This window comes from Nocardiopsis sp. L17-MgMaSL7, assembly GCF_003182025.1.
Lineage (GTDB): Bacteria > Actinomycetota > Actinomycetes > Streptosporangiales > Streptosporangiaceae > Nocardiopsis > Nocardiopsis prasina.
Window position 1 is genome coordinate 22191 of record NZ_QGTF01000009.1, and the last position, 24944, is coordinate 47134.

A 24944-nucleotide genomic window follows, 5' to 3' on the forward strand; every position below is an offset into this window, starting at 1 on the left:
GCCGAGCCGGGGACATGGGTTGATCCGGTGGGGTGACCGGTGACAGGCTCCTGTGCGAGGAGACCGCCACGACAACGGCGTCGTGGCGGCCTCCCTCCGCACCGTTCAGTCCCGGCTCGGCGGTTCCTCTCCGAGGAAGAAGGCGGTGGTCCGGTCCCGGGCCGCCTCGGCCTGGGGACGCGATTCCCCGGAAGCCACGCCGGCCTCGGCCCACTGCGCGCTGCTCGCCGTGATGAATCGGCGGCCCTCGTCGGTGCGCTCCCAGCCCTCCGCCTCCTGAGGCGTGAGCGCGCCCGCGTGCAGGTGCTGGGCCAGCCCGAGCAGGGCCAGGTCCCAGCCCACACCGGTGGCGCCCGGGCCGAACTGCTCCCAGAACTGAGCCACCGAGTCCGCGTCCGCGGTGTGTTCGAGGGTCAGCCGCGCGCCGTCGCCGTCCGGGTCCACCCGGACCGCGATCCAGCTGACGTCCCCGCCGTACTCCCAGGTGGCGCTGAAGGAACGGGGTGCCTCACAGGTCTCGACGGTGCCGTTCGCGTTGCCCTCCACCTGGTATCGGCCGCCCGGTCGCAGGTCGCCCGAGACGGGGGCGAACCAGCGGGGGAGCCGTTCGGCGGAGGTGCAGGCCTCCCACAGGTCCTCGACCGTGGTGGAGTAGCGCTGGCTGATGGACGACACCAACGTCCGGCGTCCGTCACGTTCCCCGGTCTCCAACGCTCGGGAGACGGCTTCGATCTGCCCGTCCACGTCGACGGGGTCGCGCTCGCTCATGGTCACTCCTGGGTGCGTCGTTGTCGCTTTCCCCGGGCGATCTCGGTCTCCAGGGCGGCCAGCCGCGGCGCCCAGAACCGGCGGAACGGATCCAGCCAGTCGTCCACGGGGCGCAGCGCCTCGGCGTCGATGGAGTACAGCCGCCGGGCCCCTTCGGCGCGCACGGTCGCGAAGCCGTGGTCCCTCAGCACCCGCAGGTGCTGGGAGACGGCGGGCTGGCTGATCCCGAACTCCTCGCGGACCACCGTGGTGAGTTCGCCGGAGCTGAGCTCCCCGTCGGAGAGCAGTTCGAGGAGCCGCCGTCTGACCGGGTCACCGAGAACGTCGAAGGCATGCATGACCAGAGTATATCAACCTTGGCTTATATAAGTGGAGGCTGAGGTAAAGGATCTCGGGGACGACGGAGCCCCGCGAGCCGACCGTGCGGCTCGCGGGGCTCCGTGGGGAGTCGGGGTCAGCCCAGGACGACGGGCAGGCGGTCGAGACCGCTGGAGACGATGGAGGCCGTCTCGGGGAACTCCTCGCCCTCGGCCAGGCGGAGGTTCGGGAACCGCGTGAACAGCTGCTCCAGCGCCGTGACCCCCTCCAGTCGGGCCAGCCCGGCGCCGAGGCAGAAGTGCGGGCCGTGCGAGAAGGCCAGGTGCGAGTTCTGGGCGCGGCGCAGGTCGAAGACGTCCGCGTCCCCTCCGTGCTGGGCCGGGTCGCGGCCGGCGGCACCGAAGCCCATCAGCAGGGCCTCGCCCTTGGGCACGCTCACCCCGCCCAGGGTGACCTCCTCGGCCGTGTAGCGCAGGGGCATGTACTGGACGCTGGCGTCCCAGCGCAGGGTCTCCTCCACGGCGTCGGCCCAGGACGCCTCGCCGCTCCGGATCAGGGCGAGCTGGTCCGGGTGGGTGAGCAGGGCGTGGACCGCGTTGCCGATGAGGTTCATCGTGGTCTCGTAGCCCGCGCCGATCATGAGGATCAGGGTCCACACGAGTTCGCTCTGCGACAGCCGCTCGTCGCCCTCGGCGCGCGCGTCGAGCAGGGCACTGGTCATGTCGTCAGCCGGGTTCCTGGCCTTCTCTGCGGCCAACTCGCCCAGGAAGCTCTGGAGGTCCGCGTTGGTCTGGGCGGCCACCTCGGGGGTGATGGTCGCGTCGAAGACCCGGTGGATCAGCGTGTGCAGGGTGTCGCGGTGCTCCTCGCCGACACCGAACAGCTCGGAGATCACCGTCATCGGCAGGGGCAGAGCCAGGCCCGCCCGGAGGTCGACCGGACCCGGCCCGGCGGCCTCGACGGCGTCGAGCAGTCGCGCGGTGATCGCCTCGACGCGGGGACGCAGCGCCTCGACCCGGCGCGGGGTGAACGCCTGGGACACCAGGGCGCGCAGTCGCCGGTGCCTGTCCCCGTCCGCCGTGAGCATGTTGTCCGGGGCCACCCAGGAGATGAGCGGCCAGTCCATGGGGATCTCGCCCTCGGCCCAGGGACGCCAGTGACGCGCCTCCTTGCGTACGCCGGGGTGGGAGAGCGCCTCCATGAGCACATCGTGTCCGGTCAGCGCCCGAACAACCACGCCACCAACGATCTCAACTTCGACGACGGGGCCTCGGGAGCGGAGTTCTGTGGTCTGTCGGTGGAGGTCGTAGGGGTGGAGGACGGGGATGTCTGTTGCCATGGAGGTGTCGTGCCCTTCGAAGAGACGGGGGTGAACGTTACCGGCAGCTGGGAGAGAGCCAGGGCGAACGGGGCGGGTCGTCGGTGGACGTCCTCCTTGTTCGTCCGTAGGTCGGGCAGACGCTTGGTAAGGGTCTCGACTCCGACCTGCGCGATAGCGTACGCGAACCCCTGCGCCGGGCATCGGTGAGGTCCGACCCCGAACGCGAGGTGTGCGCGGTTGCCCGACTCGATGTCCGGGCCCTCTCCGGCCATGGTCGCGTGCGCGGCCGCGTACCCGAGCAGGATCGGCTCACCGGCCCGGATGACCGTGCCCGTGCTGACCCGCACGTCCTTCACCGGGTACAGGACGGGGTAGTTGTTGACCGGGGGGTCGATCCAGAGCAGCTGGTCGATCGCCTCGCCGATCCCCACGCGGGCACCTCGGAAGGCCTGCCGGACCTCGTCGTCCGCGAGGAGGGTGTGGGTGGTCCCGGAGATGAGGTTAGCGGTGGGTTCGGCCCCGGCCCCGATCGTCACCACGAGCTGGTGCAGGAGCTCCTCGTCGCTGAGTCCGGACCGGTGCTGGAGAAGCCAGGAGGTGACGTCCTCGCCGGGCTGGGCGTGCTTGGCGGAGATCGCGTCGGACAGCGCCCGTTCGTACTCGCCGTTGGACTTGACGACGTCGATGCCGTCCCACAGGGCGCTCAGGGAGTTCAGCACGCGCTCACCGACGTCGCGGGAGAAGCCGAAGATCTCGCACAGGACCAGGAGCGGAAGCAGGCGGGCGTACTCGGATACGAGCTCGGCCTCACCGCGTTGGCAGAAGGCGTCGATGAGGATGTCGGCGTGCTGGCGGGTGATGTCCCCGATCCGGCTCTCCGGGACGCGGCCCAGGGAGTCGATCACCGAGCGCTTGAGGCGGGCGTGCTCGTCGCCGTCGGAGTACAGGAGGTTGGGCCGGTGCATCATCATCGCCACGACCGGGGCGTCGTCGGGGATGCGGCCCTCACGCCAGTCGAGCCACAGGCGTGAGTCGCGGCGGAAGGTGCGGGTGTCCCGGCACCACGCGGTGATCAGTGCGTAGTCGGCGACGACCCAGGCCTTGATCCCGGGGAAGATCTCGGCGGGGAACACGGGGCCGTGTTCCTTGACCATGCGCCGGTTGACCGCGTGCGGGTCGGCGGTGAATTCAGCGGAGTGCAGCTCGGCGTACGGGCATCGGGGGGCCACGGGCATCCTGTTCTGGGAGGCGACGAAGCGCCCAGTCTAATGAAACTTTGGGTACTTTTTACATCTTGCGTCACTCCCAAATCTCTTGCCCCAGGGGGTCTGCGGTCTGTGGACTCACGCCGGGCGGGTTCGGACATCAAGGTGAAAAACGGGCGTCATTGCGCTGACCAGGCAGGCCGCTGGCGAACTCGCCCCCACGGTCTGGAGGGGCCCCGCCAGTGAGTTCGGCCGGTGTTCGGCCCGCGTTGGGGAACCCTTCGGATCGCCGGTGACCGGCACCACCACCGGTCCGCTCCGCCCCGTCGCCGGGCGTCCGCGCGGTCGGGCAGTCGGGCGGTCGGTGCACCTAGCCGAGGAGGGCCTGTTCGATCTGACGGGTGGTCTGCGCGGCGATGTCCGGGTGCGCGGCGGCGTGGACGACGTGCGCGATCAGACCGGTGGCCAGGGCCCAGCCCCGGCCGCGCGCCCACAGCGCGTCATCCTCCCCGGGACCCAACCCGAACTCCGTTCCGAGTTCCGCGCGAAACTCCGCCCGGGTGGCCGGGGACATCAGGGTGAAGGCCATCATGAGGTCGCGTGCGGGGTCGCCCAGGCCCAGACTGCCGAAGTCGATCACCGCGCTCACCTCACCACCGGTGGTCAGCAGGTTGCCGGTGTGGAAGTCGCCGTGGAACCAGACCGGTGGCCGGTTCCACGCGGGGGCGTCGAGCGCGGACTCCCAGAGCGAGGCCAGGGCCCGTGCGTCGAAGGTGTCGGCGACCATGGCGATGGAGGACCGGGTGTCCGGGTCGCGAAGCGCGAGTGGTTCACCCGCCAGGCGTTCCGGGACGTCGCGTGGTGTGCTCCGCTGGAGGGCGGCCAGGAAGCGGGCGAGCCGTCGGGCGCAGACGGCGCTGTCCGCGAGCGCCTCGACCGTCGCCGTCTCACCCGGCAGCCAGCGCGACACCGCCCAGGGCCACGGGTACCCGAACCCCGGTTCGCCCACGGCCACGGGTTCCGGCACGGCCAGCGGGAGGTGCGGGGCCAGGCGCGGCAGCCACAGTGACTCCTTGTCCGCCTGCCCGGCCGCGTCCGCGTGGCGGGGGAGCCGGACGGACAGGTCGTCGCCCAGCCGGTGGATCACGTGGTCGAGGCCGCCGGGGCTGACCGGCCGAAGCGGCAGCCCGGCCCACCGGGGGAACCGGTCGTCCACGAGCCGCCGAACCAGACGGGTGTCGATATCGGGGCACCCGGGTGGGGCGGTCTCGGTCATCAGGGGCCACGTCCTTCTCTTCGTCTGCTCGTGAGGCGGTACCCCCATCCCACTCCCCGGCCCCAGGGTCCGTCCACTGCATTTCCCCGTGCGAGGTGGTGGAGCCTGGTCAGGTCCCGGGGCCGGTGGCGTGGCCGAGGGCCACCGCGCCCCGGTAGCCGTCCGGACCCATCGTGGACATCGCGTCGAGAGAGGCGTCGGGGACGGGCAGCAGGTGCGCGTCCACCCAGGTGTCGCCCGTGGCGGCGTTGGTCCAGGGGTCCTCGACCACCACGGCCCCCGGCACGGCGCCGTGGCAGAGCACCCAGTGGGGTACGTCGAACCCCTGCATCGTGGCGAGTGAGAGCAGCAGGAGGACCTGTCCGCCCCCGGTGACGGTCGCGCGCAGCTCCTCCGGGGACAGGCGGCGGGGGTCGACCGGCAGCCCGGCCCGGGCCGCGTCGGCCCGGGAACCGCGCTGGAGGACGGCGCGCCACTCCCGCTCGTCCCCGGAGTAGGAGTCGAGCAACACGGGGGCGTCGGTGTCGAGACGCACCGTGACGGTCGCGTCCGGCCGCGCGCGGTGGACAGCGAGGCCCAGGCCGACGGGTTCGCAGGCGGGGAAGTTGGTGGCCTCACGCCACAGGGCCAACTCCGCCGCGCGGTCGAGGGACCCGGCTGACAGCGCCCCCGCCCGGACACCGGCGGTGAGCGCGGTGACGGCCCCGCAGGTGAAGTTGGTGGTCTGCCGGTAGTACGGGGGCTCGGCCACCTCGGAGTCCACCAGCCAGCGCACGTGGCCGGAGGACGGCTGACCGGGGTCGTCCACCTGACCGCGCGGGCTTTCCAACGGGGTGAAACCGAGGGCGCCCGCCTGCCTGGGACTCACGGTCCACCCCTCCCACTTGACCTGGGAGAGCCCCCGCTCCTCGGCGAGTGCGACGGCCGCCGCGACGGCGCTGGACGCGTCGCCCACCGCGTCGACGATCTTCGCGTACGCCGAACCGGGCCGGGAGGTCACCAGGGCCGCCCCGGTCCAGGCGCCCGACGCCCCGTCGGTGACGGCCACGATCACGGGGGAGTGGGTCGAGCGGTCGGGAGCCCCCCAGCGTTCACGTACCCCGGCCGGGACGACCGGCACCAGCTCCGGTGGCGGCGCGGCCGGGTCGAACGGGACGACGACCCGGTGCACCGGAGGTCGCGCGTGGTGGGAGTGCATTCGGTACTCCGTGAGTTCTCGGGGCGGACGGGGGCCACGCGGGCGCCGTTGGTCGTTCACGCGCGGGAGCGGCGCAGGATCCAGATCAGGTAGGGGCCCCCGACCAGGGCGATCATGAGTCCCGCCGGGACCTGCGCGGGGGCGATGAGGGTGCGGCCCAGGGTGTCGGCGACGCAGACCAGCAGCGCACCGGAGACCATCGCCACCGGCACACTCCGTGCGTGCCGGGCCCCGACCAGGGCGCGCGCCAGATGGGGAGCCACGAGCCCGACGAAGCCGACCACCCCCACCGCGACCACACTGACGGCGGCCAGGACGGCGGCGACGGTCAGCAGGGCCAGCCTGGTCCGGCCCACCCGCATGCCGAGGACGCGCGGGGTGTCCTCGTCCACCGCCAGCAGGTCCAGGTGGCGGCTCAGCACCAGCACCAGCGGTGTCGCCACGAGCAGGACCACGGCGACGGGCAGGACGTCGGGCAGGGTCCGGCCGTACGTGGTCCCGGACAGCCATGTGAAGATGCGCGGTGTCTGCCAGGGATCGGCGCGCAGCAGGAGGAACGTGGTGACGGCGCTCAGGCTGTACCCGCACCCGATGCCGATCAGGACGAAGCGGTCCGGGCGCAGCGCGCCCCGCCAGGCGAGTACGCAGATCAGGGCGAAGGTGGCCAGGCCCGTCAGTACCGCCATCGTGGTGAGCGAGGCCACGCCCCCGGCCGGGTTGGAGGTCACGACGATCACCGCGCCCAGGCCCGCCCCGGCGGTGATGCCCAGCAGGCCGGGCTCCGCGAGGGGGTTGCGCACGGTGCCCTGGACGACACTTCCGGCCAGGGCGAGCGCGGCTCCCGCGAGGACGGCGGCGGCCACACGCGGAAACCGATCGTCCAGGGCCCGGCCGACCAGGTCCGGGGCGGTCCCCTGGAACCAGAGCGCGAGGTCTCCCGTGCGGAGCCACAGGCTGCCAGCGAGCACGCCGACCAGTGCGGCCGCCGCCAACAGCGCGGCCACCACGAGCAGGACCACCACGAACCGCCGTGTGGAGCGCGGACCGGCCCCCGCCCCCGGTGGGCGGCGGAGCGGGCCCGCGTCGCGCAGACGCAGGGCCAGTACGACGATGAGGAGGCCGCCGAGCAGCGCCGTGGGCACGCCGGTGGGAATGGAGGCGGCGCCCTCGGCGCCCAGCAGCGCGCGCAGGGACGCGTCCGCGAGCAGGATCAGCGCGGCGCCGAGCAGCCCGGAAACGGTCACCAGGAACAGGTGCCGGTGCAGGGCGGGAACGCGGGAGGCGATCAGCCGCGCCAGCACGGGGGCGCCGAGCCCGACGAAGGCGATCGGACCGGCGAGCGTCACCGACGCACCCGTCAGGATCACCGCGCAGACCACCGCCGTGATCCGGGTGGAGCGCACGGGGACACCGAGTGAGGACGCGGTGTCCTCGCCCAGCCCGAGGACGTCCAGCCGACGGCTCAGCAGCAGCGCCACCACCAGCACCGCCACGATCAGCGGCATCGCGCGCAGGGACGCGTCGACGTTGAGCTGGGCGAGGGATCCGCTGCCCCAGGCGAAGAGCCCGGTGGTGTTCTCCTTGAACAGGATCAGCAGCATCCCGGTGGCCGCGTCCAGGGCCATCGCCAGCGCCGAACCCGCCAGCACCAGCCGTGTGGTGGCGGTTCCGGCGGCGCTGCCCGCGATCGCCAGCACGAGTGCCGCCGCCAGCAGGCCGCCGCCGAAGGCCACCAGGCCCGACGCCCAGAGCGGCACGGCGAGGCCGAACGAGGCGACCAGGGTCAGCGAGAAGTAGGAGCCCGCCGTGACCGCGAGCGTGTCGGGGGAGGCCAGCGGGTTGCGTGTGACGGACTGGAGGAGTGCCCCGGCCACGCCCAGGGCGAAGCCCACGGCCACACCGGCGAACAGGCGGGGGAGCCGCGAACCCTCCAGCACGTGGCCGACGGGCACCCCGCTGACCTCCTCCCGGTCTCCCGCGAGGAACCGTACGAGGTCCCACCACCCCACACCTGAGGTGCCCTGCGTGAGGTGCCACAGGCCCAGCGCGCAGATCGCGGTGACCAGCGCCGTGACCACCGCGGCCCCGGCGGCCCCGCCGCGCGGGCCGGGGCCCGGGGACGGAACCGGCCGGGGCCCGGCGGAACGGAGTTCGCCCATTACCGCGTGAGGGAGTCGACGAAGGCGTCGATGGCCTGGGCGGTCGAACGCGGGCCGCCCGCGCCCCACACCCTCGGGGGGAAGGCGTGCGCCCGCTCCTCCTTGACGGCCGGGAGGGAGGTCCAGATCGGGTTCTTCTCCAGCTCCTCCACGTAGCCGCCGACACCCTCGTCGTTGGCGTAGAAGAGGGTGGCCTCACCCACGGCGGTCAGGCCCTCGACATCGGTCTGCGCGAGACCGTAGGAGGGGTCGACGCCGCCGTCGCCGTAGGCGTCGTTGATGTCGTCGGTCCAGGCGGAGGTCATCCCGAGCTCCTCGCCGAGCGCGGTGAACAGGGCGCCCTGACCATAGGGGCGGATGGTGAGGTTGCCGCCCTGGAGCCATCCGTCGAAGAACAGGAAGTCGGTGGTGGGGAGGTCGACGTCGGCCACCTGCTCGCGGGCCCCGGCCAGGTGGTCCTCGAACTCCCGAACGACCTCGTCGGCCCGTTCGGTGCGGCCGGTCGCCTCACCGATCATCTCGAAGACGTCCAGCATGTTGCCGATGGGGTCGGCCGGGTCGGCGCCGCGGGTGACGAGGACCGGCACGCCGCGCTCCTCCAGCCGGGCGATGATCTCGTCGTCGGGTCCGGCGGCCTCCACGACGACGAGGTCGGGGTCCTGCGCGTACAGGGTGTCGAGGTCGGGCTCCTCGCGGTTGCCGATGTCCGTCACTCCCTCGGGCAGCTCCTCCGCGCTCACCCACGTGCTGTAGCCCTCGGGGTCGGCCACGGCCACCGGGGTGACGCACAGCGTGAGGGCGTCCTCGACCTGCTGCCACTCCAGGACCGCGACGCGTTCGGCGGGCTGGTCGAGTTCCACCTCCCGGCCGACGCCGTCGGTCAGCGTCACCGGGTCGGTCGAGGTGGCCGTGGCGTCCTCGGCGCAGTCCTCCGAAGGGGGCGCCGCGAGGGCCTCGGGCTCGGTCTCGTCGACACTGGTCGTGCCGCACCCCGAAGCGATCAGGGCGACGGCCACGGCGGTGAGGGTCGCGAGTCTGCTGGCACTGGTCATGGTGGGTTCTCTCTGCTTCGAACTGCTCTGGGGACTTCGCTGAGGGGTGGGGGCGCCGGGCACGGGCAAACGAGGGGCGGTGCCGGTCAGGAAGGGAAGGACCTACCGGTGGGCCGGGTGACGGCCGACCGGGTCCATGCGGAGCCGGCCGGTGGGGTCCCGGGTGACCTCGATCCGGAGGCCGTAGACCTCGCTGAGGTTGTCGGTGGTGAGCACTGCGGAGGGCGGCCCCTCGGCGTGCGCGCGACCGGAGCTCAACAGCAGCACCCGGTCCGCGACGCGAGCGGCGTGGTCCAGGTCGTGCAGGACGACCCCGACCGCGACCCCGTGGTCCTCGGCCAGGTCCCGGATCAGGTCGAGGGTCTCGATCTGGTAGCGCAGGTCCAGGTGGTTCGTGGGTTCGTCGAGCAGCACCACTCCGGTGTCCTGGGACAGGCAGGCGGCGAGCCAGACGCGTTGCATCTCCCCGCCGGAGAGCTGCCCGGCGGCCCGGTCGGCCATGTCCCGCACCCCGGTGACCCGCATCGCGCGTTCGATCGCTTCCCGGTCCTCGGCGGACGGGCCCGCGAAACCGCGGCGGTGGGGGTGGCGACCGAAGGCGACGACCTCGCTCACCGTCAGTCCCTCCGGCACGGGCCGGGACTGGGCGAAGAGGGTGACCTCCCGGGCGAACCGGCGTGCGCTGAGCAGGGACACCGGACGGTCCGGCGCACCGTCGCCGCCTCCGAGTGTCACCTGGCCGCCGTCGACACGGTGGAGGCGGGCCATTGCGCGCAGGAGGGTGGACTTTCCGCTGCCGTTCGGTCCGACCAGTGCGGTGACCTGACCGGTGGTCAGGGTCAGCGAGGTTCCGTGGACGACGGTGGTCCCGCCGTAGCGCAGGACGAGCCGGTCCCCGTTCAGGGCGCTCACGCGCGGTGCGGTGCTCGGCGCACCACCCGCCCGAAGAGTGTGGCGCATCGGACGTGAGCAGGGCCGACGCGGCAAGAAGTTAGGTTAGCCTTCACTCACTCAGAATAGGTTCGGGTGCGTCCTGGCTGCAATCAGGACATCCGGACAGTCGATACGGAGAACCGGTCACTGCCCGCGTGAGTGACCCGTGAACGCGCCCGGGGTCGTGCCCATCACGCGGCGGAAAGCGTCGATGAACGTGCTGGTCTGGGCGTATCCGAGCAGTTCGGAGACCTCCTGGACCTCGTTTCCCTCGCTGAGCAGCGCCAGGGCCCGGTGGACGCGCAGTGACTGTCGCCACTGCGCGAAGGACAGACCCGTGGAGGCGCGGAACACACGAGTGATCGTGCGGGGGCTGGTTCCCAGGCCGCGCGCCCACTCCTCCAGTGAACGGTCGTCCGAGGGATCCGCCATGAGTGCCCCGGCGATGCTGTCGGCGCGGGCGTCGCCCGGCAGTCGCAGTGCCAGGCGCGGAGCGGTCGGCTCCAGCAGGTCGAACACGACCGCCTCCGCCCGCGAACGCGCCCCGGTGCCGATGTCCGTCCGGGCCAGGTGGATCAGCAGCGACTCCAGCGCCGGGGTCATCGCGATGGCCGTCGGCTCCGCGAAGGCGAGGGGCGTACGGTCCGGGGAGAAGAAGGCGTTGTGCAGCCCGGCTCCGGCCGTCAGCCGACCCGTGTGCACCTCACCGGCGGGCACCCAGAGCCCGCATCCCGCCGAGACGGTGAACAGGCGGTCTCCCGCACGGGCGGTCAGCGCTCCTTGGCGCACCCACACCAGCTCGTGTGCCGGATGCGCGTGCGGCTCCCACTCCGTGGGTCCTCCCGGCTCGTGCGACTCGGAGACGATCACGAAGGGGGAGGGTGCTCCCTCGGGCAGTGCGGAGGCCCGGCGCAGACGGGTCCTGGGCTCACGGCGCCAGGCCCCCGCCCCGGCGCCCTCGGAGGCCACGGCGAACTCGGTCACACCCACTGGCGCCCCACTCCCTCCGCTCCGGGAAGCCACCGCCGACGACCTGCGCCGACACCGTAAAAATAGCCGAATTCCCCCAGGTCATCACATCGGGGTCGACACACGCGCACTTCGGGTGTGGGTGGTTCGCAGAGGGAGCACGCGGGTCAGGTCGTGGTGCTCCCCTGCCCGCTCCGGTGGCGCACGCGCACCAGTTGGGCGAGCAGGGCCAGAACGGGCAGTTCCAGGAGCGGTCCGACCACCAGGGCGACCGCGATGAGCGGCCGGTCGGGGAAGGCCGCGACCGCGATCGCCAGAGCGATGGGCGAGTTGCGGGCGGTGGTGACCATGGTCAGGGCCACCCTCTGGTCGGCGGGCAGACGCGCCAGCCGGGACAGACCGACCGCGACCAGTGGCAGGACCACGAAGAACACCGCCAACGGGAGGAGCAGCGCGAACAGGTCGCCGAGGTGTTCCAGGACGGTGCGCGCCTGCCAGGCGAACATCGCGAACACGGCCGCGTACAGCAGCGGTAGCACCAGGCGCCCGGCCGGTCCGGTCACGTGGCGCTCGCGCCAGTCGGCGTCCCGGAACCGGGCCGCTCCCCACCGGACCAGGACCGCCACAGCCAGCGGCACCACCAGCACGAGCAGGACCGCCTCGGCGAGGGTGCCCGCGTCGACCATGGCGGCCCGCCCGCCCAGCAGCAGCACGTACACCGGCAGCAGGGCCAGCTGGAGGACCAGGTTGACCGGTAGCAGGGCGGCGGCGATACCGGTGTGGCCCCGCGCCATGGCGGTGAAGACCAGGTACCAGTCCGTGCAGGGGGTGACCAGCAGCAACAGCAGACCGATGCGCAGGTCCGGCTGCCCGCCGAGCAGGCCCGCGCCCAGGGCCCAGGCCAGTGCCGGGGTGAACACGAAGTTCAGGACCAGGCTGAGGACCACCAGGGTCCTGGCCCGCCGGACCTCGCCCACGTGGGCGGCGTCCATCTGCACGAACACGGCGGCGAGCATCACGAGCAGCGCGGGCAGCACCACGTGTTCGGCCGCCGGGCCGATCGGCACCAGCAGCCCCGCCACCAGGCCGGCCACGGCGGCCAGGGCCACGAACAGGCTCTGGAGGCGTTCGGCGATCGACATCGGTCAGGTTCCGTTCACAGTGCGGCGAGGAAGTCCAGGAGGGCCCGGTTGACCTCCTCGGGGCGTTCCTGCTGGGTCCAGTGGCCGCAGCCGGGCAGAGTCAGGTCGGTGTGCAGCTTAGGAGCGATCAGGGTGAGCGCCGCGCGGAGTTCGGGCACGCCCCGGAGGGCGGAGACCATGTCGCGGTCGCCCACCGCGTACAGTGCCGGAACCTCGATGCGCAGCCCCTGGAACGCGGCCATCAGGCCCTGGTTGCGGTCGATGTTGCGGTACCAGTCAAGGGGGCCGGTGAAGGCGTCCGGTGCCGCGTAGTCCCCGGCGAACACCTCGACGTCCTCGGCGGTGAGCCACTCGGGCAGCTCCTCCGGCTCGGGCAGGGTGTCGATCAGCCGTACCCCCTCGGGGACGACCCACGGCCGCGGCGGGCTGGCCCCGGAGGCCCCCACCAGGATCCGCCGCAGCGTCGAGGCCGGGTCCGCCGACATCTCGGCGTCGGCTCGGCCGGGCTCCTGGAAGTAGGCCTGGTAGTAGCCCTCGCCGTAGGCACGGCGAGAGGACTCGACGGAGGGCAGCCCGGCGGGCGGCAGCGGCGGAACGCTGAGCCCGGCCACGGCACGGACCAGATCGGGCCGCAGTAGCGCCGTGGTCCACGCGACCACCGCTCCCCAGTCGTGGCCGACCACCACGGCCTCCTCGGCGCCGAGCGCGCCGATCAGCGCGGTGACGTCGCCGACCAGGTGCGGCAGCGTGTACTCCTCCGAGCTGGGCGCACGGTCGCTTCGAGCGTACCCGCGCTGGTCGGGGGCGACCACCCGGTACCCGGCGTCGGCGAGGGCGGCGAACTGGTGCCGCCAGGAGTACCAGCTCTCCGGGAACCCGTGCAGCAGCAGGACCAGTGGCCCCTCGCCCTGTTCGGCGACGTGCAGGCGGAGGCCGTTCACCTCGACGTGGTGGTGCTGGACGCTCAACGCGACTCCTCTCGTACCCCCGCCGGGAAACCCGACGAGGGGGACCGGACCGGCGGGGGTCAGCCTAGGGGAGCGGGGCGGACGTCGGCACGCCACCGCCGCCCCGGTCCGGGGACCCGCGGTCGGCTGGGGGAACGATCACCGGGGTGCCCGACTCCGGGTCGGTGAGCCCCGAGGGCTCCACCGGGAACGCCTCGTGGAGCGCGCCTGCGCCACCACTTCGGACGGCGGCCCCTGTGCGCCGACGCGGCCCGCCCGCATGGCCACGACGTGGAGGGCGTACCGGAGGGCCGGGTCGGGGTCGAAGGGCACCATGGTGCCGCCGCGCTCCCGGGTAGCGGCGGCACTACCCCTCCCTGGCCACCCGGGGCAGTCGAACCCACGGGCCGGGCCGCGTGCGGGACCCGGTTCAGCGTTCGCGGTTGAAGGCCCAGACCGACAGCGGGGCGAACACCGCGACCAGCGCGGCCGACCAGGCCAGCGTGAGGGCGACCGAGTCACCCGCCGGGGTGCCGGTCAGCAGGGCTCGGGCGGCGTCCATGGCGTGGGTGACCGGGTTGGCCCCGGCCCAGGCCCGCAGCCAGTCCGGCAGGGTCTCGACCGGCGCGGCCATGCTGGTGCCCAGCAGCAGCGGCAGGATCGCGACGAAGGTGATGGCCATGACGGCTCCCTCGTCGCGCAGCAGCACGCCCAGGAACACCATCACCCAGCTCAGGCCGAATCCGAAGCCGATGGCCAGCGCGCAGGCGGCGATCGCGGAACCGGGGTCGGTCTCCACGCGAAAGCCCATCAGGTGCCCGATCGCGAACAGGACCAGCACCGTGACGAGGTAGCGGACCAGGTCGGCCAGGACGGAGCCGAGCAGAGGGGCCGAGCGGCCGATGGGCAGACTCCGGAAGCGGTCGTAGACGCCCTTCTTCATGTCGATGTTGATGGTCAGTCCCGACGAGAGCATTCCGGCGATGCCCGCGCCCATCACCAGGACGCCCGGGAAGAGGTACTGGAGGTAGGCGCCGGTGGAGCCGGACACCGACCCGCCGAACAGGTACACGAACAGGATCATGAACAGGGCCGGGGTCATCACGCCGTTCACGAGCGAACCCGGGTTGCGCAGGGATTTGGCCAGGCCGCGCCGGGCCAGCACCAGGCTGTGCCGGATGAGGGGCGCGGGGCGAGGGGCTGCCGTTCGTGTCTCGACGGTGCTCATGCGGCGGACTCCTTCTCCGTGTCGGTGTTCCGGGGTGCTCCGGTCAGCGCGAAGAACACCTCGTCGAGGCTGGGCAGGTGCAGGGAGAACTCGGTCACCGTGATCCCCCGCTCCCGCAGTTCCCCGGCCACGTCCCAGGCCGAGGAGTCACCCTCGACCGGGACGGACAGGGTGTGGCGGGTGTGCTCGGGTTCACGGCCCGTGACCCGCCGCATGACCTCCGCGGCCTCCTCGGCTCGAGCGGGGTCGGCGGTCCGGAGGGAAACGGCCTGCCCGCCCACCACGCGTTTGAGTTCGGCGGGCGTGCCGTCGGCGATCACGCGGCCCCGGTCGATCACCGCGATCTCGTCGGCGAGGGCGTCGGCCTCCTCCAGGTACTGCGTGGTGAGCAGCACGGTGGTCCCCTCCGCCGTGAGTTCGCGGATCATCCGCCACAGGTCCTCGCGCCGTCCGGGGTCGAGTCCCACGGAGGGTTCGTCGAGGAAGACCACGCTGGGCCGCCCCACCAGGCTGGCCGCCAGGTCCAGGCGGCGCCGCATGCCTCCGGAGTAGGTGGTGACGGGGCGCCGGGCGGCTTCGGTGAGCCCGAAGCGGGTCAGGAGGTGGTCCGCGCGGGCGTGGGCCTCTCCTCTTCGCAGGTCCAGGAGTTGACCCAGGAGCACCAGGTTGGCGTGACCGGAGAGTTCGTCGTCGACCATCGAACCCTGGCCGGTCAGCCCGATCAGGCGGCGTGCCCTTGGTGCCTCGCGTACGACGTCGAAGCCGCCGACCGAGGCGGTGCCCTCGTCCGGGCGGGCGAGGGTGGCCAGGACACGGACGGCGGTGGTCTTGCCCGCGCCGTTGGGGCCCAGGACGCCCAGGACCGACCCGGGCCGGGCGGCCAGGTCGACCCCGGACAGCGCGGTCGTCCGGCCGAACCGTTTGACCAGGCCGCGGGCCTGGAACGCGTATTCAGGCATGATTCACTCCCTCTTCCGGAAGTTCAGATGATGTTGTCATTTGGATGTTGAGGGTATCTGAGTGCTGGTGGTATCTCAACGTAGGATGGGGGGACCGAGACGAGGAGGAAGATGGTCCGGCTCAGCAGGGCACAGCAGCAGGAGGCCAACAGGGCGCGCGTGCTCGTGGCGGCGCGCGAGGAGTTCGCCGAACGCGGCTTCCGCGAGACCAAGATCGACCGCATCGCGGACCGCGCCGACCTGACGCGGGGCGCCGTCTATTCCAACTTCCCGGGCAAACGCGCCCTGTACTTCGCCGTGCTGGCCGAGGCCGCCGAGCGCGAACCCCTGGCCGGGGCCGCGGAGCCTGTCGGCGACGCCCCCCGGGCCCTGGGTGCCTTCGCTCGCGCGTGGGTGGCCCGCCTGCCCCTCACTGGCACCGATGATCGGGTCGGGGCCGAACTCATGGCCGAGGTGACCGCCGACCCACGCGTGAGCCGGGTGTTCGCGCAGGCCACGGCGGTGCAGGCGATTCTGCTCGGACGCGCATTGGAGAGTCTGGCCCCCGAGTCCCCTGCGGGTCGGCGCCGGGTCAGGGTCGCCGAGAGCGTGCTCACCAGCCTGCACGGGGCCGGGCAGTTGGCCGCGGCGGCTCCCGGGTTCGTCGACCCCTTCACGGTCATCCGGTCCTGCGAACGCCTGGCCGGGGTTGACCTGGACGACGGTTGGCCCCTGCCGCACATCGCCCACGTCCCGGACGCCCGCCCCGTGGACGAACCCTGGTCGGCACCCACCGCGCGCGACGTCCTGCACGGTGAGCGGTTCCCGGTCGAGGACGGGATCGTGGCGGTGTTGGGGCTGCACCGGTTGGAGGCAGTGGAGGAGGCACTGCGCGCCGTCTCCGAGGACGTGCCGGTGACGATCGTGCCCGTCACCTCCGAACCCGCCGAACTCCTTCCCCTGGTCCGGCTGGTCCTGGCCGAACTCCGCTCCTGCCTGTTCTCGTCCTTTCCCGCCGGGGCCTGGGCGCGGCCGAGGTTCGTGCTCGACCCGGGGCTGGCCATGGCGGTCGGCGTCACCGACCCGCACGACGACACCGAGAGCGCGCTCCGTCTGCACCGTGGCCGGGTCGTCGCCCGATCCGAGGGGCGCGGTGCGGCCCACGCGGTGGGCGCCCCGGTTCCGCAGGGAGGCGCGAGGAAGGGCGGGAACGGGGCTCGGACCGCTCGCTGATCGAGGGGACCGCCGGGAGTGCCGTGCGTAACCGGTGAAGGGTGCTCTCGCCCGCCGGGGCGTCGGAGGGCCGCACGGGGTCCGCCTCGTCTGCTCACGGGTTCGGGTGCGGGATCGTCGAAGGTGAGGGTCATCGGTCCTCCCTGGGTCGTGGAGGGGGCGCGGGTGTCGCCAACCCCGCCTCTAGTCAATCTAGGTTGACTTCCCGAAAAAGTCAATCAAAGTTGACTCTTGTGGGGTGAGGGTCGAATCCACCGGTTTGACCTGCTAGGGGACACGCCAGTCGAAGGCTGGGAGAGCGGCGTCCCCGGTGCGACACTGGGGTGCGGAAGCCGGGGACCCCCGACCGGCCCGACCGGTGGGGGTGGGCATGGACGAGGAACACGACGAGGTACCGCTCGGGGAGAGCGAACTGCTGTTCCAGAACCTCGTCAGGTCAGTGCACGTCAGCGGCCCCATCGAGGTGCTGGAGGCCGCCGACCGCTACGGAGCGGCGATCGGCCTCGGCAAGATCACCGTCCACCTCGTGGACCTGCAACAGCGCCTGCTGGTTCCGCTCACCGGGGGACCCATCCTCGACGTGGAGACCACCGTCGCCGGGGAGACCTACCGCTCCGACACCCTGCGACTCGCGGAGGGCGGCGCGGACGCGCTCAGTCTGTGGCTCCCGCTCAAGGACGGTGCCGACCGCATCGGGGTCGTGCACATCCGCACCTCCTGGCTCGACGAACCCACGCTCCGCCGTTGCCAGACCCTTGCCGCCCTGCTCGCCCTGGTCATCACGTCCAAACGCGCGTACAGCGACACCTACGTGCGCCGCACCCGCGCCCGGGACGTGCAGCTGCGCGCCGAGATGCTGCGCGCCTTCCTCCCGCCCCGCACCCTCGGAACCCGGCGCGGGGTCTCCACCGCCGTCCTCGAACCCGCCTACGAACTGGGTGGTGACGCCTTCGACCACTCCCTCACCCGTGACACCCTGCACGCCGTCATCCTGGACGCCATGGGCCACGACCTCGCCTCAGGCCTGACCGCGTCGGTCGCCATGGCGGGGGCACGCAGCGCCCGCCGCAACGGGGCCGACCTCGCCGAACTCACCGAGAACGTGGAACGCGCACTGGTCACCTGGCTCCCCGAGCGGTTCTGCACGGCCATCTTCGCCACCCTGGACCTGTCCACCGGCGTGTTCTCCTGGGCCAACTGCGCCCACCCCGCGCCGCTGCTCATCCGCGACCAGCGCCTGGTGGAGGGCGCCCTGGACCGCGCCCCCGAGCTCCCGCTCGGACTGGACGGGGTGGTCGCCGACACCACTGCGCGCACCGTCCACCACACCACCCTCGAACCCGGCGACCAGGTGCTGCTCTACACCGACGGCGTCACCGAGGCGCACGACAGCGACGGAAGGATGTTCGGGCTGGAGCGCTTCGCCGACTTCGTCATCAGAGCGGCCTCCGCCGACGAGCCCGCCCCCGAGACCCTGCGGCGCCTGATCCACGACATCCACGCACACCAGCGCGGCGGATTCACCGACGACGCCACCATCATGCTGCTGGAGTGGACCCCGGGCGGAGCGGTCCGGGGCCACCTCTGAGCCCCGGAGGGCTCACCAGAGGGCGAGGACCCGGCTGGGACCCCCGGAGGCGTCGAGCCCGGGCAGCACGCCCACCGTGATCAACGCCCCGCTCGGCGGGAGCCGGTCCAGCCCGGTCAGGGCCTCCAGCCCCCAGCGGTCCGCCCGCCCCACCACCTCATGGGCGGCGAAGTCCGTGGAGGAGCCGGGGTCCGTGCTGAGCGTGTCCACCCCGGTACCGGCGACGGCCCGCTGCGAGACCAGGAAGTCGCAGGCCTCGGGTGAGAAACCGGGGAAGTGCCAGGAGCCGTCCTCGGCCACGCCCCGGACGCGGTCGTCACCCTCCGACCAGCGTGCACTCCACCCCGAGCACATCAGGACCGCCGCCCCGGCGGGGATACGCCCGTGGACGCGCTCGTAGGCGTGGACGTCGTCCACCGTCACCGTCGTGTCGGGGTCCTCGGCGGCCCGGGCGCGGATGTCGATCACGGCGGCCGGGGCCACCAGCTCGGCCGGGTCGATGTCGGGTACGAGTCGGCCCCCGCCGATCACGTGGCCGGGCGCGTCCAGGTGCGTCCCCGTGTGCTCGGTCATGCTCCACCGTTGCAGGTAGAGCCCGAACTCACCCGGGGCCGCGCTCGGGACGACGGTCTCCCGGACGGGCTTCTCCTCGTCCCACGACGGCATGTCGGGGGAGATGGTGTGGCTGAGGTCCACGACCCGCCGGAACCCCTTCGGCCAGGGGAGGGGGCTGACGGGCGCGGTCGGTGGCCCGGCGGGCGCCGCGTGCTCCGTTCGGGCCCTCACGGTCTCACCTGTTCCGTGCAAGCACATGGCGTCCCCTTCGTCGAGCGAGTCCCCGGGAGTGCCCTGGGGAGAGTCGGGTCAAAAGTAGCGGCTCGGGGAGGTCGGCGCCGAGCGAATTCGTTCACGGTCCCCACGGTCACCGGTGAGCGGGTCACGCACCGGCCCGCCACCGTCACGGCCGGGGAACCCGGTCAGGAACGTGCTGAGGGGACCGAGGGCAGGTTCCGGACCGGGCGCAGGAGCAGCAGGGCCAACCCCACCGCGACCGTCGCGGTCCCGCCGACCAGCAGCACCGTCCGCGCCCCGAGGACCTCGGCGACCGGACCGGCCAGGGCCTGGCCCACCGGGAGCATCGCCAACGAACCGGCCACCTCGTAGGCGTGGATACGCCCCAGCACGGGGCCGGGAACCTGTGTCTGCACGCTGGTCATCCACATCACTCCCCAGAACCCCATGGCCGCGCCGCTCACCGCCGCGCCCAGCGCCAGCGCGGAAACCCCCAGCCCCAGCCCGACCGCCACCGAGTACGCGCCCGCCCCGAACAGCGCGATCGCTCCCACACGCAGGGGGAAAACGCGGCCGGATCCGCATGGCGAGCACCCCGCCCAACGCCGTACCGCCCCCCAGTGCGGAGCTGACCAGCCCGAACGCCTGGGCGCCGTGCCCGAGGACGATCTCCGCCGAGGTCAGGGGGATCTGCGGACCCCACATGGTCACCATCAGAACCATCCACAGCAGGATCACCGACCACATCCAGGTCCGCGAACGGAACTCGTGCCACCCCTCCAGCAGGTCGGCCAGATACCCCGGCCCCTCACCCCGCCGCCGGGCGGGCTCGGGGAGCCGGATCAGCGCGAGCAACAGCGCCCCCACCGCGTAGGTGGCCGCGTGCACACCGAGGACCCCGGCCGCCGACACCACCGCCACCAGCAGCCCCGCCACTGCGGGGCCGACCAGCATCGCCAGCGCCTCCGCGGTGCGGATCACCCCGTTGGCGCCCTGCACGTCCCGGGCCACCCTCGGCACCACCGAGGCCACCCCTGGCTGGAACGCCCCGGCCGCGATCCCGTTGACCGCGCCGACCACGCAGATCTGCCACAGCACCACGTGCCCCGACAGGAAGAGGACGGCGGCGGTCCCCTGGGTGACCACGCGCACCAGGTCGGCGGCGACCATCATGCGGCGGGCGCCCCAGCGGTCGGAGAGCACCCCGCCGAAGGCCACGAACCCCACGAAGAAAGCCGAGAACGAGGCCATCGCCAGCCCGACACCGGCGGCCCCCATCCCGTGCGCGAGCAGCCCGGCCGCCAGCGCCACCGGGAGCATCCCGTCACCGGTCTTGGCCACCGCCCGCGCGGCGAAGAAGAGAGCGAAGTCCCGGGACCACAACCGGGGCCCGGCCTCCGTCTGTCGCTCCGGTCCTCCTGCCGCCCGGTCCAGCCCTTCCGTGGGTTCGCCACGCTCCATGGGAGCACCCTTCCGTCACCCCGCGCGCATCGTGAGGGCCCGTGCACCCTACCGGTCCAGACCAGTTCCCTCCAGAGGCTTCCCCCGCGAAATCCACCGACGGAAGCCGCCGCGATTCCCCTCCCCAACGGGAGCCCGGAACGATTGAATGGTGAGCCGGCCACGAGCGGAAGGAACACATGCCCGAACCCAGCGCCGACTGGTGGAAGTCAAGCGTCGTCTACCAGATCTATCCGAGCAGCTTCAACGACAGTGACGGCGACGGTGTCGGCGATCTGCCCGGGATCATCGAGAAGCTGGACTACCTCAGGCTGCTGGGCGTGGACGTGGTGTGGCTGTCGCCCGTCTACCCCTCGCCGTGGGACGACAACGGTTACGACATCAGCGACTACACCGGCATCGACCCCCGGTTCGGCACCCTGGAGGACTGGGACCGGCTGAGGGACGGCCTGCACGAGCGCGGCATGCGCCTGGTGATGGACCTGGTCGTCAACCACACCAGCGACCGGCACCCCTGGTTCACCGCCTCCCGTGAGGGTGACGAGGACAAGCGCGACTTCTACTTCTGGCGGCCCGGCCGCGACGGCGGACCGCCCAACAACTGGGGCTCGGTCTTCTCGGGCCCGGCCTGGACCTACGACGAGGGGCGCGGCGAGTACTACCTCCACCTGTTCAGCCCGTCGCAACCCGACCTGAACTGGGAGAACCCCAGGGTGCGCGCGGCCGTGCACGAGGTCGCCCTGTGGTGGCTGGCCCGTGGCGCGGACGGCTTCCGCATGGATGTCATCAACTTCGTGTCCAAGAACCCCAAGTTTCCCGACGGGCCGGAGTCGGGCGACCACGGTGACTTCGCCGAACACGCGGTCAACGGGCCGCGCCTGCACGAGTTCCTGCACGAGATGCACGGGACCGTCTTCGCCGGGCGCGACGCGCTCACGGTGGGGGAGATGCCCGGGGTGAGCGTGGAGCAGGCGCGCGTCCACACCAACCCGGTCAACCGCGAGCTGGACATGGTGTTCCAGTTCGAGCACGTCGACCTGGACCACGGGCCCGGCGGAAAGTTCGACCCGCGCCCGCTGGACCTGGTCCGGCTCAAGGCCTCGCTCAACCGCTGGCAGTCGGGGCTCAACGACCGGGGCTGGAACAGCCTGTACCTGAACAACCACGACCAGCCGCGCTCGGTCTCGCGGTTCGGCGACGACGGCCGGTACCGGGTGGAGTCGGCGACGGCGATCGCCACCACGCTGCACATGATGCAGGGCACCCCGTACGTCTACCAGGGCGAGGAACTGGGCATGACCAACGCCCACCTGGGCGACATCGCGGACTACCGCGACCTGGAGACCCTCAACTACCACCGCACCATGGTGGAGACCGGCAAGGTGGACGCCGGGGCCGCCATGGCCGGGATCGCCCGGATGAGCCGGGACAACGCGCGCACCCCGATGCAGTGGACCGCGGGGGAGCAGGCCGGGTTCACCACCGGTACACCGTGGATCGGGGTCAACCCCAACCACGTGGACGTCAACGCGGAGGACGCCGTCGCCGACGAGGGGTCGGTGTTCCACCACTACCGACGTCTGATCGCGCTCCGCAAGGAGTACCCGGTCATCGTGTACGGACGGTTCGCCCCGCTGCTGGAGGAGGACCCCCGTCTCTACGCCTACACCCGTGCGTACAACGGCCAGGTGCTGCTGGTGCTGGCCAACTGGAGCGACCGGACGGTGGAGGTGGACCTGCCCGCGGACGTGGCGGGCTCCGACCCCGAGCTGCTGATCGGCAACCTTCCCGACCCCGGAGCGGTCCTGGCCCCGTTGCGCCCGTGGGAGGCCCGCGTGCACCTGGCCCGATGATCCACCTCTGAGGGGCCCTGCTCCCGCGACCGGTCGGTGAGTACTGTGTTGGGCAGCCGATCGAGCGGGAGCGGGGACCTTCATGAGAGTCGTCATCGTCGGAGCCGGTGTGGGCGGGCTCGCCCTGGCCCGGGGACTCACCGGACGGGGCCACGAGGTCGAGGTCCACGAGCGCGCGTCCGAACCGCGCTCCGGAGGCGCCGGACTCGGCCTCCACTCCAACGGGACCGCCGCCCTGCGGGCCCTGGGGGTCGACCCCGGCGGGATCGGCCGTCGCCTCGACGGACTGGAGAACCGGGACCCCGCAGGGCGGCCGCGCTACACACTCGACGTCGACGCGGTGAGCGACCACTACGGGTTCGAGAGCCGCACCGTGCCCCGGCGCGCACTCCTGGACCTGCTCGCGGACGGACTGCCCGAGGGCACCGTGCGGTACGGCCGGGTGTGCACCAGGGTGCGGATCAACTTCGACGGCACGGTGAGCGCGCTCTTCGGGGACGGCACCAGCGCCACGGGTGACGTGGTGGTTGGCGCGGACGGCGTGCGTTCGGCGGCCCGGCGCGACCTGTGGGAGAGCGATCCGGCCCGCCCCACCGGCTGGGCGAGCTGGCAGGGGCTCACGCGGGTGCCGACGGACCTGGCGGCGGGCACGGTCGCGGCCGTGGTCCAGGGGCGCCAGGGCGTGTGCGGGATGATGCCCGCCGGGGACGGGCTCGTCCAGTGGTGGTTCGACGTGCGCTGGCGCCCGGAGATCCCCCGGCCCGCCTCCCCGGCCAGGGTGCTGCGCCGCCTGTTCGAGGACTGGACCGACCCCGACGTGCGCGCCGTCCTGGACCACGCGAAGGGCGAGGACCTCACGCTGTTCGAGCATGTCCGCCACCGGGTCCGCCGGGTCTGGGGCGAGGGCGGGGCGACCCTGCTGGGCGACGCCGCGCACGCCTTCCCGCCCTCCACCGCACAGGGCGCCAACCAGGCACTGGAGGACGCGTGGGCGCTGAGCCTGGCGCTCTCCGACGAGGCGGCCGCGGCCGACCCCGCGGCCGCGCTGCGCCGGTACGAGTCGGTGCGGCGCGGGCCGGTGAACCTGGCGTCGCTGGCCTCTGGCGCGGAGGCGATCACGCGCCTCACACCGCCCCGGTTCCTCGGCCGCGAACGGCTGGGTGCCATGGTCACCCGCCAGTTCATCGGCTACCTCGGCGGGGTGAGCAACGTTCTCACCGACCGCCGCCCGTGAATCGCGGTCACACACCGGTGGCGGTGGTCGCGCCCCCCGTCAGCGGTACGAAGGCTCATACCCGGCGCGAGGTCCGGCCAGGGCCGTGACCGGGCGCTTCCGAACCGGGAGGGGACAGCCCCTCCCGGTTCAGATTTTTTGAAATCCCCCAAGTGAGGTTAGACTAACCTTGCTTGATGTCGGGGTTCTCCCGTTTTGTTGGTTCCCTCGTGCTGCCCTCCTCCGAGGACTCCCCCTGCGCGCAAGCGGCCCGCCCTGAGCGACGCGGCCGCTCCCCGTGACTAAGAAAGCAGTGAGCATGTACTCCACCCTGCGCCGAGTCGGCGGCATCGCACTCACCTCGGCCCTCGCCCTCGGTCTGGCCGCCTGCGGCACCGACGGCGAGGACACCCCCTCGGAGGCCAACGCGGACGGGACCTTCCCCGCCACCATCGAGAGCGCCCTCGGTACCGCCGAGATCCCCGAGCGCCCCGAACGCGTCGTCACCCTCGGCCAGGGCTCCGCCGAGACCGCCATCGCCCTGGGCACCGTTCCGGTCGGCATCGAGAGCTACGAGTGGGGCAGCGACGACACCGGCTACCTGCCCTGGATCCACGAGGCCGTCACCGAGTCCGGCGAGGAGCTGCCCGAGCAGTTCGCCGGGGCCGACGACATCGACTTCGAGGCGATCATCGAACTCGCCCCCGACGTGATCCTCGCCCCCTGGTCCGGAGTGACCCAGGAGCAGTACGACATCCTCACCGACATCGCCCCCACGGTCGCCTACCCCGACCTCGCCTGGAGCACCGACTGGGACGAGCAGATCGAGATCATCGGCCGGGCGCTCGGCCAGCCCGAGGAGGCCGAGGACCTCGTCACGGAGATCGAGGGCCGGTTCGAGGAGGCGGCAGCCGAGAACCCCGAGTTCGCCGACCTCACCTTCTCCTACGTCTACACCGACGGTCCCGGCACGCTCGGCGTCTTCCTCCCCGACGAGCAGCGCGTGGCCATGGTGCGCGGTCTGGGCCTCGAGGTCGACCCGGTCGTGGAGACCTTCCCCGAGACCGAGGGCACCGACTCCGCCCTCATCGGCCTGGAGAACGCCGACCAGTTCGGTGGCAGTGACCTCATCTTCACGTTCTACTCCGACCCCGAGACGCGCGCCGAGATCGAGTCCCAGGACCTGTACGGCTCCATCCCCGCCATCGAACGCGGCTCCGTGGTCACCAGCGACGACAACTCGTTCGTCACCGCCTCCTCCCTGATCAACCCGCTCACGGTGCCCTGGGTCATCGACCGCTACGTCCCCCTCATCGAGGAGGCCGCCGGGACCCTGGACGACTGAGGCGA

The 24944-nt window shown here is 72.2% G+C and carries 21 protein-coding genes; 5 read left to right on the top strand and 16 right to left on the bottom strand.

What is annotated here, in order from left to right:
• Positions 1-105: 105 nt before the first annotated feature.
• From BDW27_RS17045 to BDW27_RS17110, 14 genes are all read right to left on the bottom strand, one after another.
• The gene (locus tag BDW27_RS17045) at positions 106-768 is read right to left on the bottom strand and encodes an SRPBCC family protein (RefSeq protein WP_017545065.1); all 663 of its coding nucleotides are present in this window, start codon (positions 766-768) and stop codon (positions 106-108) included.
• Between the two features lie 2 nt (positions 769-770).
• Positions 771-1106, bottom strand: a complete 336-nt coding sequence (locus BDW27_RS17050) for a helix-turn-helix transcriptional regulator (protein ID WP_049568273.1) — start codon at positions 1104-1106, stop codon at positions 771-773.
• A gap of 116 nt (positions 1107-1222) precedes the next feature.
• Positions 1223-2323 (bottom strand): cytochrome P450, encoded by a 1101-nt coding sequence (locus BDW27_RS17055; RefSeq protein ID WP_026129349.1) that lies wholly within the window; start codon positions 2321-2323, stop codon positions 1223-1225.
• Positions 2305-3636: a cytochrome P450 gene (locus BDW27_RS17060; RefSeq protein ID WP_017545062.1), complete on the bottom strand. Its 1332-nt coding sequence runs from the start codon at positions 3634-3636 to the stop codon at positions 2305-2307. Before BDW27_RS17060 ends, BDW27_RS17055 begins: the two co-directional genes overlap by 19 nt.
• Before the next feature lie 346 nt (positions 3637-3982).
• The gene (locus BDW27_RS17065; RefSeq protein WP_110050215.1) at positions 3983-4888 is read right to left on the bottom strand and encodes an aminoglycoside phosphotransferase family protein; all 906 of its coding nucleotides are present in this window, start codon (positions 4886-4888) and stop codon (positions 3983-3985) included.
• A gap of 109 nt (positions 4889-4997) precedes the next feature.
• Complete coding sequence (locus tag BDW27_RS17070; protein ID WP_110050216.1) at positions 4998-6086, bottom strand: peptidase C39 family protein; 1089 nt, start codon at positions 6084-6086, stop codon at positions 4998-5000.
• Positions 6087-6142: 56 nt separating this feature from the next.
• Positions 6143-8245, bottom strand: a complete 2103-nt coding sequence (locus tag BDW27_RS17075) for an iron ABC transporter permease (protein WP_110050218.1) — start codon at positions 8243-8245, stop codon at positions 6143-6145.
• Positions 8245-9297 (bottom strand): iron-siderophore ABC transporter substrate-binding protein, encoded by a 1053-nt coding sequence (locus BDW27_RS17080; RefSeq protein WP_017545058.1) that lies wholly within the window; start codon positions 9295-9297, stop codon positions 8245-8247. The genes BDW27_RS17075 and BDW27_RS17080 overlap by 1 nt, the downstream gene beginning before the upstream one ends.
• 102 nt (positions 9298-9399) lie before the next feature.
• A complete protein-coding gene (locus tag BDW27_RS17085; RefSeq protein WP_304592453.1) occupies positions 9400-10209 on the bottom strand; it encodes an ABC transporter ATP-binding protein in 810 nt (269 codons plus the stop codon).
• A 165-nt stretch (positions 10210-10374) separates the two neighbouring features.
• Positions 10375-11220: an AraC family transcriptional regulator gene (locus BDW27_RS17090; RefSeq protein ID WP_017545056.1), complete on the bottom strand. Its 846-nt coding sequence runs from the start codon at positions 11218-11220 to the stop codon at positions 10375-10377.
• Between the two features lie 146 nt (positions 11221-11366).
• The gene (locus BDW27_RS17095; protein ID WP_110050222.1) at positions 11367-12341 is read right to left on the bottom strand and encodes an arsenic resistance protein; all 975 of its coding nucleotides are present in this window, start codon (positions 12339-12341) and stop codon (positions 11367-11369) included.
• Between the two features lie 14 nt (positions 12342-12355).
• Positions 12356-13309 (bottom strand): alpha/beta fold hydrolase, encoded by a 954-nt coding sequence (locus BDW27_RS17100; RefSeq protein WP_110050224.1) that lies wholly within the window; start codon positions 13307-13309, stop codon positions 12356-12358.
• A 409-nt stretch (positions 13310-13718) separates the two neighbouring features.
• Positions 13719-14516: an ABC transporter permease gene (locus BDW27_RS17105; RefSeq protein WP_110050226.1), complete on the bottom strand. Its 798-nt coding sequence runs from the start codon at positions 14514-14516 to the stop codon at positions 13719-13721.
• Positions 14513-15475 (bottom strand): ATP-binding cassette domain-containing protein, encoded by a 963-nt coding sequence (locus tag BDW27_RS17110; protein WP_110050228.1) that lies wholly within the window; start codon positions 15473-15475, stop codon positions 14513-14515. Before BDW27_RS17110 ends, BDW27_RS17105 begins: the two co-directional genes overlap by 4 nt.
• Before the next feature lie 111 nt (positions 15476-15586).
• On the opposite strand from BDW27_RS17110, the gene BDW27_RS17115 reads away from it, so the two are divergent.
• The gene (locus BDW27_RS17115; protein ID WP_110050230.1) at positions 15587-16687 is read left to right on the top strand and encodes a TetR/AcrR family transcriptional regulator; all 1101 of its coding nucleotides are present in this window, start codon (positions 15587-15589) and stop codon (positions 16685-16687) included.
• A gap of 370 nt (positions 16688-17057) precedes the next feature.
• Positions 17058-18275: a PP2C family protein-serine/threonine phosphatase gene (locus BDW27_RS17120; RefSeq protein ID WP_110050483.1), complete on the top strand. Its 1218-nt coding sequence runs from the start codon at positions 17058-17060 to the stop codon at positions 18273-18275.
• A 12-nt stretch (positions 18276-18287) separates the two neighbouring features.
• Here BDW27_RS17120 and BDW27_RS17125 read toward each other — a convergent pair whose 3' ends face one another.
• Positions 18288-19088 carry a cyclase family protein gene (locus BDW27_RS17125; RefSeq protein WP_026129345.1) on the bottom strand — a complete coding sequence of 267 codons (801 nt, stop codon included), beginning with the start codon at positions 19086-19088 and terminating at the stop codon, positions 18288-18290.
• Between the two features lie 51 nt (positions 19089-19139).
• Positions 19140-20528, bottom strand: a complete 1389-nt coding sequence (locus tag BDW27_RS17130) for an MFS transporter (RefSeq protein WP_233515793.1) — start codon at positions 20526-20528, stop codon at positions 19140-19142.
• 179 nt (positions 20529-20707) lie between these two features.
• Between BDW27_RS17130 and BDW27_RS17135 the strand changes: the two genes are divergently transcribed.
• The 3 genes from BDW27_RS17135 to BDW27_RS17145 all read left to right on the top strand — a co-directional run bounded on the left by BDW27_RS17135 (position 20708) and on the right by BDW27_RS17145 (position 24939).
• Complete coding sequence (locus BDW27_RS17135; RefSeq protein ID WP_110050231.1) at positions 20708-22381, top strand: alpha-glucosidase; 1674 nt, start codon at positions 20708-20710, stop codon at positions 22379-22381.
• An 82-nt stretch (positions 22382-22463) separates the two neighbouring features.
• The gene (locus tag BDW27_RS17140; protein ID WP_110050233.1) at positions 22464-23615 is read left to right on the top strand and encodes an FAD-dependent monooxygenase; all 1152 of its coding nucleotides are present in this window, start codon (positions 22464-22466) and stop codon (positions 23613-23615) included.
• A gap of 298 nt (positions 23616-23913) precedes the next feature.
• Entirely contained in the window at positions 23914-24939 is a 1026-nt protein-coding gene (locus BDW27_RS17145) for an iron-siderophore ABC transporter substrate-binding protein (protein WP_017545045.1), read from the top strand.
• Positions 24940-24944 lie beyond the last annotated feature (5 nt).